The following is a 10,354-nucleotide window of genomic DNA, read 5'->3' on the forward strand; positions in this document are numbered from 1 at the left end:
CGCCGTCCAGATGACATGGCGCGCCCGGGAAAATCAGAGCACTTCGAATAAACCGGCGGCGCCCATGCCACCGCCGACGCACATGCTCACCACCACGTACTTCACCCCACGGCGTTTGCCCTCCAGTAACGCGTGGCCAACCATGCGCGCGCCACTCATGCCGTAGGGATGACCGATGGCGATCGACCCGCCATTGACGTTCAGTTTTGCGGGGTCGATGCCCAGTGTTTGCGCGCTATACAACACCTGACAGGCAAAGGCCTCGTTGATTTCCCACAGCCCGATATCATCCACGCGCAGGCCGTGCTGACGGAGCAATTTGGGGATTGCCAGCACCGGGCCGATGCCCATCTCTTCCGGCGCCAAACCTGCCACCGCGATGCCGCGATACAAGCCCAATGGACTTACCGAGGAACGGGCTGCCAATGCACCGCTCATCAACACACACGCGCTGGCGCCATCGGACAATTGACTGGCATTGCCCGCGGTGATGCAACCGCCTTCGCGCACTGGCGCCAGAGCTTGCAGATTGGCCAGGGTGGTTTGCGGGCGATTGCCTTCGTCCAGGGTCAGGCGCACATCTTCGTAGCTAATGGCACCGCTTTGCTTGTCGACGACTTTCTTGCGCACGCTGACCGGTATGATCTCGTCGGCGAACAAGCCGGCTGCCTGGGCCGCTGCGGTACGTTGCTGGGATTGCAGGCTGTAGGCGTCCTGGGCTTCGCGACTGATGTTGTAGCGCCGGGCAACGATTTCTGCGGTCTGCAGCATCGGCATATAGGCATGCTCGGCCATGCGCTGCACATTGGCATCCTGCTCATTGGCGGCGAATTGCGTGTGCGGGTTTTGTACCAGGCTGATCTGCTCCTGACCGGCACCGATGGTCACCTGCATGCCATCCACCATGATCTGTTTGGCGGCAATGGCAATCGCCATCAGGCCCGAAGCGCATTGGCGATCGATGGTCTGGCCGCTGACCGACAATGGCAAGCCAGCCGCCAAGGCAGACAGGCGCGCCAGATTGGTTGCTGCAGTGCCGCTTTGCATGGCGGTGCCCAGCACCAGGTCATCGATTTCGCCCGGCTCGATGGCCGCGCGTTCGACGGCGGCGCGAATCGCCACCGCGCTCATCGACGGCGATTTGAAATCGTTGAACGCCCCTCGGAAGGCCTTGGCGATGGGCGTGCGGGCAGTGGAAACGATAACGGCGTCTTGCATGGTATTGCGCTCCAACGATCAGTCGCAGAGGCGGCAACGTGCCGCCCGCTGGGGGTGAGGGATAGGGACCGGGCGATTTCCGGCGTTCGAGTGTCCATCTGTTGGGCAGGTGGATTAATGAGAACGAGAGGATCCGGGTGGGGCAAGCGTAGCCAGCTCACTGGCTGGGCCGCCCCCCCCTTTTGAGGTTACAGCCCAGGTTTTTCAGAACGCGAAGGATCGCTCCGGCATGGCCATCAGGCAGCCCGCACCGGCCAGCAAGGCCTCTCGATGCGCGCCGGCCCGTGGCAGGACCCGGCGCAGATAAAAGTCCGCCGATTGCAGCTTGGCCTGGTAGAACGCCGCGTCACCACTGCCCGCCGCCAATGCCTGGCTGGCACGTACAGCCGCCTGCAACCACAGCGCCGCCAACATCACGTACGCCGAGTAGGCGAGGAAATCCACCGACACCGCGCCGATTTCCTCGGGATCGTGGCGACAGGCTTGCAGCACCGAGTGGCCCAGCGCTCGCCACTCTTCAAGGCGCTGTCCGACCCGCTCGGCCATCTCTGGCTGAGCCGTCGCCTGATGCACCTGCGTGGCCAACTCGTCGATCAACGCGTTGAGTTCGCTGCCGCCATCACCGAGTAACTTGCGACGGATCAGGTCCAGTGCCTGGATGCCGTTGGTGCCTTCGTAAAGCTGGGTGATGCGGCTGTCGCGCATCAACTGCTCCATGCCCCACTCGCGGATAAACCCATGGCCGCCGTACAGCTGCACGCCAAGGCTGGCCACCTCCTGGCCGCAATCGGTGAAGAACGCCTTGACCACAGGAATGAGGAAAGCGGCACGACGGGCCGCGGCTTCACGTGCCGCCGGATCGCTGGCGCCGTGCTCCAGATCCAGTTGCCTGGCCGCATAGGCCGCAAGCATCCGGCAGCCTTCACTGAGGGTCTTCTGGATCAGCAGCATGCGCCGTACGTCAGGGTGAACGATGATCGGATCGGCAGGCTTGTCCAGTGCCACGGGACCTTTGATGGCGCGTGATTGCAAGCGTTCGCGCGCATAGGCCAGGCCGCCCTGGAATGCCGCTTCGGCAATGCCCAGGCCCTGCAATCCAACCTGGAAGCGCGCATCGTTCATCATCGTGAACATGCAGGCCAGGCCTTGATTCGGCTGACCGACCAACCAACCCGTGGCGCCGTCGAAATTCATCACGCAGGTAGACGCACCCTTGATGCCCATCTTGTGCTCCAGCGCCCCGCAGCTCAGGGCATTGCGCGCAGCGGGCGATCCATCGGCGTCGAGCAGCCGCTTGGGTACCAGGAACAGGCTGATCCCTTTGATACCCGGCGGTGCATCCGGCAATCGAGCGAGCACCAGGTGAATGATGTTGTCGCTCAAATCCTGTTCGCCGCCGCTGATGAAGATCTTGCTGCCGCTGAGCTGGTAGCTGCCATCCAACTGGGGCTGGGCGCGGGTGCGCAGCAGTGCCAGGTCTGAGCCGGCCTGGGGTTCGGTGAGGCACATGGTGCCCGTCCACTCGCCGCTGACCAGTTGCGCAAGGTATCGCTGCTTGAGTTCGGCGCTGCCATGGCGATCCAGGGCCAGGACCGTGCCTTCGGTCAGCCCGGAGTAGACGCGAAACGACAACGAGGCACTCATCAGCATCTCGTGGAAACTCGCCGACAGCATCTGCGGGAAGCCTTGCCCGCCGAACTCCAGCGGTCCGGTCATGCTCGCCCAGCCCTGCTCGACAAACTGTTTATAAGCCTGGCGAAAACCATCCGGCGTGGTCACCTCGCCATCCTGCAACCGACAGCCCTGCTCGTCGCTGTTGCGGTTGAGCGGTGCTACTACTTCGGCGGCAAACCGCGCGGCCTCTTCGAGAACTCCGTCGATGGTGTCGCGGTCCAGACCGTTGTCCAGTTGCTGGCAATGCCCGCTCACGTCAAACAGTTCGTGCAGCACAAAACGCATATCGCGCAGCGGCGCTTGATAACTCATGCCCTACTCTCCACATCGTCAAAAAGTTTGCCCACACCCATATTCCAAGTAGAAAAACAAGGATTGCCGACACCCTAAGCAGCCGCCTAATATTTGAGAAATTTCATTTTCATATGCGTGATATTTGCTAAGTGAATACAACCAACTTCGATCTCAACCTGCTGCGCATCCTCGATGTGCTGCTGCGCGAGCAGAACGTCTCCCGCGCTGCCTCGCGCCTGGCGCTCAGCCAGCCAACCGTGAGCAACGCCCTGGCGCGTTTGCGCGAACAACTCGATGACCCGCTGTTGGTACGGGTTGGGCGGCGCATGCGCTCTATGAGCGAACTCCAATTCAGCACGTGAAAAATCAAACCAGTCGCTCAAACTCCGGCACGGCTTCGAACAAATCCGCCACCAGCCCGTAATCCGCCACCTGGAAGATCGGCGCTTCTTCGTCCTTGTTGATCGCCACGATCACTTTGGAGTCCTTCATCCCCGCCAAGTGCTGGATCGCGCCGGAAATACCGACGGCAATGTACAGCTGCGGCGCTACGATCTTGCCGGTCTGCCCGACCTGCATGTCGTTGGCGACAAAACCTGCGTCGACCGCCGCACGCGAAGCGCCGACACCTGCGCCGAGTTTGTCCGCCAGCGCGTACAGGTGCTTGAAGTTGTCACCGTTCTGCATACCACGCCCCCCCGAAACGATGACCTTGGCGGCGGTCAGCTCGGGGCGGTCGGATTTAGCCAGGGTTTCGCCAACGAAGCTGGAAGTGCCGGCGTCGTAAAGCGTGTCAACGACTTCGACGGTTGCCGAGCCGCCAACAGCGGCCACCGGATCGAAACCGGTAGCGCGCACGGTGATCACTTTCACCGAGGCGTTGGATTGCACGGTGGCAATGGCGTTACCGGCGTAGATGGGACGCTGGAAGGTGTCGGCGCTTTGCACGGCGATGATCTCGGAAATCTGGTCGACGTCCAGCGCGGCGGCAACCCGGGGCAGGACATTTTTGCCGTTGGACGTCGCCGGGGCCAGGACGTGGTTGTAGATCGAGCGCTGTTCCAGCACCAGCCCGGTCACCAGCGGCGCAACGTTCTCAGGCAGTTGATGGGCGTACGCAACGTTGTCGGCCAGCAAAACCTTGGCCACACCCACGATCCTTGCGGCGGCTTCAGCCACCGCAGCCACGCCGGCACCTGCCACCAACACGTGCACCTCACCACCGATTTTGGCAGCGGCAGCCACGGTATTCAGTGTGGCCGCAGCCACTGTGTGGTTGTCGTGTTCAGCAATTACCAAAATAGTCATCAGATCACCTTCGCTTCGTTTTTCAGTTTCTCGACCAGTTCTGCCACCGACTTGACCTTGATTCCCGCGCTGCGTGCCGCCGGGGCCTCGACTTTTAGGGTCTTGTTGGTGGAGACAGTGGAAACGCCCAAAGCGTCGGGAGTCAGCGTCTCGAGAGGCTTCTTTTTGGCTTTCATGATATTGGGCAGGGACGCGTAGCGCGGCTCGTTCAAACGCAGGTCGGTGGTGACGATGGCCGGCAGCTTCAGGGAAACGGTCTGCGCGCCGCCGTCGATTTCACGGGTGACGGCTACGCTGTCGCCGCTGATTTCGACTTTGGAGGCGAACGTGCCCTGACCGTAGCCGCTCAATGCAGCAAGCATCTGGCCAGTCTGGTTGTTATCACTGTCGATCGCTTGCTTGCCGAGGATCACCAATTGCGGTTGTTCCTTGTCGACCACCGCCTTGAGCAGCCTGGCAACCGCCAGCGAACCCAGGTCATCTGCCGCTTCGACGAGAATGGCACGATCAGCACCCAGCGCCAGTGCGGTGCGCAACTGCTCCTGCGCACCCGAAGAACCCACGGTGACTACTACCACTTCGCTGGCGACCCCTTGTTCCTTGAGGCGAACCGCTTCTTCCACGGCGATTTCGCAAAAGGGGTTCATTGCCATTTTCACGTTGGAGAGGTCGACGCCAGTACCGTCCGCCTTCACCCGGACTTTGACGTTGTAGTCGACCACTCGCTTTACTGCAGCCATTACTTTCATTGGAATTGTCGCCTGCATAAAGATTGGGTATTCGAAGCTTACCCAAAGGGCGACATGCCTTACCCTCCCTTGAATGGGTGGGTGATACGTCCGTACACCCCCCTCCTTCGGCGTCGTTATCCTTGGTCAATCCGCTTGCACGGTCACCTGTCGCTGCTCGCCCAAGCCCGCGATGCCCAGGCGAATCGTCTGCCCCGCACGCAGGAACACCGGCTGCGGCTTGATGCCCAGCCCGACGCCCGGTGGCGTGCCCGTGGAAATCACATCGCCCGGTTGCAGGCTCATGCAGCGACTCAGGTAGGCAATCAGTTGCGGCACATTGAAGATCAGCGTGCGCGTGTTGCCTTGCTGGTAGCGGTGGCCGTCAACCTCCAGCCACAGGTCCAGGGCATGAGGGTCGGCAATTTCATCCCGGGTGACCAGCCACGGGCCGAGCGGGCCGAACGTGTCGAAGCCTTTGCCCTTGTCCCAGGTACCGCCGCGCTCCAGTTGCCATTCACGCTCAGAGACATCGTTGATCACGCAGTAGCCGGCGACATGCTCCATGGCGTTGGCTTCATCGATGTATCGCCCGCCTTTGCCGATGACCACGCCAAGTTCCACCTCCCAATCAGTCTTGAGCGAGCCCCGCGGAATCTCAAGGTTGTCGTTCGGGCCGCAGATGGCACTGGTCCATTTGCCGAAGATGATTGGCTCCTTGGGCACTTCCATGTTCGACTCTGCCGCATGGTCGGCGTAGTTCAGCCCGATGCAGATAAACTTCCCGACTTGCCCCACACAAGCACCAATACGCGGCTGCCCGGCAACGATCGGCAGGCTGGCTGGATCGATCGCAGCAAGCGTTGCCAGGCTTTCAGGGCTCAGGACCTGCCCGGTGATATCCTGCACGTGCCCAGAGAGATCGCGGATTTGATTGTCGGCATCCAGCAGGCCCGGCTTCTCCGACCCCTTTTCGCCATAACGCAACAGTTTCATGTGGTTCTCCTGCTTGAACGCAATAGTGCAAAGCGGGTGTCAGATGCTCATGCCGCCATCGATGACATGCACACCGCCCGTGGTATAGGCAGACGCATCGCTGCCCAGGTACAAGGCCAACTGGGCGATCTCTTCGGCGCTGCCGATTCGTCCCATGGGCTGGCGGTCGAGGAATTGCCGGTAGACCTGCGCTTCGTCAACGCCTTGTTGCGCGGCCTGGACAGCAATGCGCTGGCGCAGCGACGGCGACTCCACGGTACCCGGGCAAATCGCATTGCAGCGAATGCCCTGGCCAATGAAGTCAGCGGCAACGGCTTTGGTCAATCCCACCACGGCGGCCTTGCTGGCAGCATAGGCGAATCGGTTGGGCACGCCTTTGACGCTCGATACCACCGAAGACATGTTGATGATCGAACCGCCACCACGCTCCAGCATGCCAGGCAAGAACGTGCGGATCATCCGGTACATGGCGGTGACGTTGATGTCCATCGAACGCGCCCAGGACGCTTCGTCACATTCGAGAATGTTGCCACTGGCCACATAACCCGCGCAGTTGAAAAGTACGTCCAGTCCACCGATACGTTCACTGGTTTCGCCGATGGCACGGGCTGACGTCACGTCCAGGCTGAGGGCAGTGATGCCCTCGACGCCCGCCAACCCCTGGATATCGATGTCCGTGGCAAACACCTCGGCACCGGCCCTGGCAAAGGCCAGGGCGCTGGCCATGCCGATGCCTTGGCCTGCTGCCGTGATCAGCACGCGTTTGTCCTGCAGGTTCATGCCGTCTCCAGCTTCGCGAGAGTGATTGCGGTTTTGGCAGTCCTGCCGAGCATCGATGCGGGAATGGCCAGGATCAGCCCGCCGCTGACGAACAGGCACAGCGCCAATACATAAGTTCCGTTGTTGATATTGCCGGTGAGGTTCTCCGCCACGGCAGTGATCATCGAACCGGTGAAGCCAGACAGATTGCCGAAGGCGTTGATCATGCCGATGCCGGCTGCCGCAGCGACACCCGACAGCACGGTTCCCGGGAGGGTCCAGAAAATCGGCATCAGGCTGAGAATCCCGGAAGCGGCGATACTGAGGAAGAACACCGACAGCACCAGGTTGTTCGCAAAGTAAGCGCTGAGGATCAGGCCGACGCCACCGATGAATGCCGGAATCGCCGCGTGCATGCGTCGCTCACCGGTGCGGTTGGAGTGGCGGGCGTTGAGCAGCATTGCCACGACTGCCACGGCATAGGGAATGGCGGTCAGCAAGCCAATGTGCAGGCTGTTGGTGATACCCGTGCTCTTGATGATCGAGGGCATCCAGAACGCCAGGCCGTAGAATCCGGTGTTGAAGGTCAGCAGGATCAGCACCAGCAGCCACACCCGCGGGTTGAAGAACACTTCGCTCAAGCGCGAGGCCTTGCCCTGGTTGTCGGTTTGCAGATTAGCCTTGAGCAAGGCTTTTTCCGCAGCCGACAGCCATTTGGCGGAGTCGATGTTATTGGCCAGGCAGACGATCACGACGAACGCCATGATTACCGAAGGAATGCCTTCGATGATCAGCATCCACTGCCAGCCGGACATACCATGCACACCTTGCATGCTGTTCATCAACCAACCGGAAAGGATACCGCCCAAGGTCAGGCTGATCGGCATGGCCATCAGGAATCCGGACATCACCCGGCTTTGCCGATGGGTCGGAAACCAGTAGTTGAGGTAGAGAATCACCCCGGGGAAGAAGCCGGCTTCACAGATCCCCAACAGGAAACGCAGCACGTAGAACATGGTGCTCGATTCGATATGGAAAAAACCCGCCAGCGGTACGGTGAAGGCTACGGCCATGGAGATCACGGCCCAGGTCAACATGATCCGCGCAATCCAGAAGCGTGCACCGTAGCGATGCAGCAACAGGTTGCTCGGCACTTCAAAGAGGAAGTAGCCCCAGAAGAACATACTGGCGCCCAAGGCATAGACGGTATTGCTGAATTGCAGCTCGTTGAGCATGTCGAGCTTGGCAAAGCCGATGTTGACCCGGTCCAGGTAGGCCGCCATATAGCACAGGAGCAGGACGGGCAGGATGCGCCAGATGACCTTGCGGTAGGTCCGGTCTTCAAAGTCGAGCTCGCCAGCGCTCGCCTGCGCAGGTATTTGCTCGGATATCGTTTGCATGAGGTAACCCCTGGGCATGTGGACATGCCTGATTGTTTTTATCGAATGGGTCAGGCCGAGCGAACCGTTCACTCGGCGATGGAACGATGACTAGAGTGCCGCTGTGGTTTTTTCTCCATTGACCAGGCGCGCAAGCCCCAATGGGTTGCGGTTCTGCAGGGCTTGCGGGAGCAAGGCATCAGGGAAGTTCTGATAGCACACCGGACGCAGGAAGCGATCGATGGCCAAAGTCCCTACCGACGTGCCACGGGCATCCGACGTCGCCGGCCAAGGGCCGCCGTGGACCATGGCCTCGCAGACTTCCACACCCGTTGGATAGCCATTGATCAGTACGCGGCCGACTTTATGCTCAAGCAGCGCGACCAGGTCGGCAGACGCTTCAAGCTCCTCGAGTTCACCCACCAATGTCGCTGTCAACTGACCGCGCAACCCTTGCAAGGCCGCCAACAGCTCAGCTCGATCAGCGACTTCAACCACCACGGTGGCCGGGCCGAAGATTTCTTCCTGCAACAGTTCATTACCTGTCAGCAGCAGGCTGACATCGGCCTGGAACAACTGGGCACAAGCCTGGTTGCCCTGCTGCGCCTGGCCGGCCAGCCGGGTGATTTGCGGGTGCGCCAGCAACGCTTCGCAACCCTGCACATAACTGCGCAGGCCACCGGCATTGAGCAGGGTTTGCGGCGATTGATCGGCCAACAAAGCCGCGAGGGTCTGCACGAACCCGCTGAACGCCGCAGAGCGGATGCCGATGACCAGGCCGGGATTGGTGCAAAACTGCCCCGCCCCCATGACCACCGACGCCGCCAGTTCGCTGGCGATACGCTCGCCGCGAACCTGCAACGCTTGAGGCAATACCAATACCGGGTTGATGCTGCTCATCTCGGCGAACACCGGGATCGGCTGCGCACGTGCAGCCGCCATGTCGCACAGCGCCCTGCCGCCCTTGAGTGAACCGGTGAACCCGACGGCCTGTATCAGCGGATGCTTGACCAGCGCCTCGCCGACGCCAGCACCGAAGATCATGTTGAACACGCCCTTGGGCATGTCGGTCTGCTCGGCGGCTCGAATGATGGCTTCGGCCACCCGTTCGGCGGTCGCCATGTGCCCGCTGTGGGCCTTGAACACCACCGGGCAGCCCGCGGCAAGCGCAGCGGCGGTATCACCACCGGCGGTCGAGAATGCCAACGGAAAGTTACTCGCGCCGAACACCGCAACCGGGCCGACACCCAGGCGACACTGGCGTATATCGACACGCGGCAAGGGTTGACGTTCAGGCAGTGGCAGATCGATGCGCGCCCCGTAGAAGTCGCCGCGACGCAGGGTCTGGGCAAACAACCGCATCTGGCCGCTGGTACGCGAGCGTTCACCTTGGATGCGTGCCGACGGCAGGGCCGTCTCCTGGCAGACCAGGGCTACAAAATCATCACCCAGTGCATCCAGCTCGTTGGCAATCGCTTCAAGAAATTCGGCCCGGCGCGCGGCTGGCAAGTTACGGTAGATCGGATCTGCCGAAGCTGCGGCCCTGGCAGCGGCGTCCACTTCCTCGGCCGTGGCCTGGAAGAAGGCCGTGGGCAGCGCTTGCCCGGTCGTCGCGTCAACGCTGTGCAACACGACCGATCCGGCGGCACTGCGGCCACCGGCGATGAAATTGTGTCCGGACAGTTCGGGCATGACAGTCTCCTAACCCTGATTGGAAGCCAGGCGCTACTTTACTGTCGCGAATCGATTCATTCCCAATGGCATTTTCGGATTAACCGATAACGATCTGTTATCGAAAAAACCATCAATTCCATGATGCTGTTCACTTTAGGTAGGGGGCTGCGGGTCCCTTATTCGGGTTTGTATCCGTTGCTGCGGTAACGGCCACTTAGGGTTTCGCTTTTACTGTAGGAGCCAGGCTTGCCGGCGAAGGCGTACTGGTAGGCGATAATTGTCTTTCAGGTGTACATATCCGTTGCTGCGGTAACGGCCACTTAG

The 10,354-nt window shown here is 61.0% G+C and carries 8 protein-coding genes and 1 pseudogene; 1 reads left to right on the forward strand and 8 read right to left on the reverse strand.

The window, feature by feature from the left end; translation table 11 throughout:
* Positions 1–33: 33 nt before the first annotated feature.
* Both AC3WWR_RS20695 and AC3WWR_RS20700 read right to left on the reverse strand, forming a co-directional pair.
* The gene (locus AC3WWR_RS20695) at positions 34–1,218 is read right to left on the reverse strand and encodes an acetyl-CoA C-acyltransferase (protein WP_020799135.1); all 1,185 of its coding nucleotides are present in this window, start codon (positions 1,216–1,218) and stop codon (positions 34–36) included.
* A 204-nt stretch (positions 1,219–1,422) separates the two neighbouring features.
* Positions 1,423–3,204: an acyl-CoA dehydrogenase C-terminal domain-containing protein gene (locus AC3WWR_RS20700; protein ID WP_454865852.1), complete on the reverse strand. Its 1,782-nt coding sequence runs from the start codon at positions 3,202–3,204 to the stop codon at positions 1,423–1,425.
* A 131-nt stretch (positions 3,205–3,335) separates the two neighbouring features.
* Here AC3WWR_RS20700 and AC3WWR_RS20705 point away from each other — a divergent pair.
* Positions 3,336–3,518 (forward strand): annotated as a pseudogene (locus tag AC3WWR_RS20705) (LysR family transcriptional regulator); the annotation flags it as partial.
* 34 nt (positions 3,519–3,552) lie between these two features.
* Here AC3WWR_RS20705 and AC3WWR_RS20710 read toward each other — a convergent pair.
* From AC3WWR_RS20710 to AC3WWR_RS20735, 6 genes are all read right to left on the reverse strand, one after another.
* Complete coding sequence (locus tag AC3WWR_RS20710; protein ID WP_083349054.1) at positions 3,553–4,494, reverse strand: electron transfer flavoprotein subunit alpha/FixB family protein; 942 nt, start codon at positions 4,492–4,494, stop codon at positions 3,553–3,555.
* Complete coding sequence (locus tag AC3WWR_RS20715; RefSeq protein ID WP_083349053.1) at positions 4,494–5,243, reverse strand: electron transfer flavoprotein subunit beta/FixA family protein; 750 nt, start codon at positions 5,241–5,243, stop codon at positions 4,494–4,496. The genes AC3WWR_RS20710 and AC3WWR_RS20715 overlap by 1 nt, the downstream gene beginning before the upstream one ends.
* A gap of 126 nt (positions 5,244–5,369) precedes the next feature.
* Positions 5,370–6,218 carry an ureidoglycolate lyase gene (locus AC3WWR_RS20720; RefSeq protein ID WP_083349052.1) on the reverse strand — a complete coding sequence of 283 codons (849 nt, stop codon included), beginning with the start codon at positions 6,216–6,218 and terminating at the stop codon, positions 5,370–5,372.
* A 39-nt stretch (positions 6,219–6,257) separates the two neighbouring features.
* A complete protein-coding gene (locus AC3WWR_RS20725) occupies positions 6,258–6,998 on the reverse strand; it encodes an SDR family oxidoreductase (protein WP_083349051.1) in 741 nt (246 codons plus the stop codon).
* Positions 6,995–8,377, reverse strand: a complete 1,383-nt coding sequence (locus AC3WWR_RS20730) for an MFS transporter (RefSeq protein ID WP_492599020.1) — start codon at positions 8,375–8,377, stop codon at positions 6,995–6,997. The genes AC3WWR_RS20725 and AC3WWR_RS20730 overlap by 4 nt, the downstream gene beginning before the upstream one ends.
* A gap of 90 nt (positions 8,378–8,467) precedes the next feature.
* Complete coding sequence (locus tag AC3WWR_RS20735) at positions 8,468–10,048, reverse strand: aldehyde dehydrogenase (NADP(+)) (protein ID WP_151142312.1); 1,581 nt, start codon at positions 10,046–10,048, stop codon at positions 8,468–8,470.
* Between the last annotated feature and the right edge of the window lie 306 nt (positions 10,049–10,354).

Source organism: Pseudomonas sp. EB271-G4-1 (assembly GCF_058791355.1).

Bases quoted from the DNA above. Each gene is read 5' to 3' on its own strand.
- AC3WWR_RS20695 (WP_020799135.1), bottom strand. From the start codon at position 1,218: ATGCAAGACGCCGTTATCGTTTCCACTGCCCGCACGCCCATCGCCAAG.
- AC3WWR_RS20700 (WP_454865852.1), bottom strand. From the start codon at position 3,204: ATGAGTTATCAAGCGCCGCTGCGCGATATGCGTTTTGTGCTGCACGAA.
- AC3WWR_RS20710 (WP_083349054.1), bottom strand. From the start codon at position 4,494: ATGACTATTTTGGTAATTGCTGAACACGACAACCACACAGTGGCTGCG.
- AC3WWR_RS20715 (WP_083349053.1), bottom strand. From the start codon at position 5,243: ATGAAAGTAATGGCTGCAGTAAAGCGAGTGGTCGACTACAACGTCAAA.
- AC3WWR_RS20720 (WP_083349052.1), bottom strand. From the start codon at position 6,218: ATGAAACTGTTGCGTTATGGCGAAAAGGGGTCGGAGAAGCCGGGCCTG.
- AC3WWR_RS20725 (WP_083349051.1), bottom strand. From the start codon at position 6,998: ATGAACCTGCAGGACAAACGCGTGCTGATCACGGCAGCAGGCCAAGGC.
- AC3WWR_RS20730 (WP_492599020.1), bottom strand. From the start codon at position 8,377: ATGCAAACGATATCCGAGCAAATACCTGCGCAGGCGAGCGCTGGCGAG.
- AC3WWR_RS20735 (WP_151142312.1), bottom strand. From the start codon at position 10,048: ATGCCCGAACTGTCCGGACACAATTTCATCGCCGGTGGCCGCAGTGCC.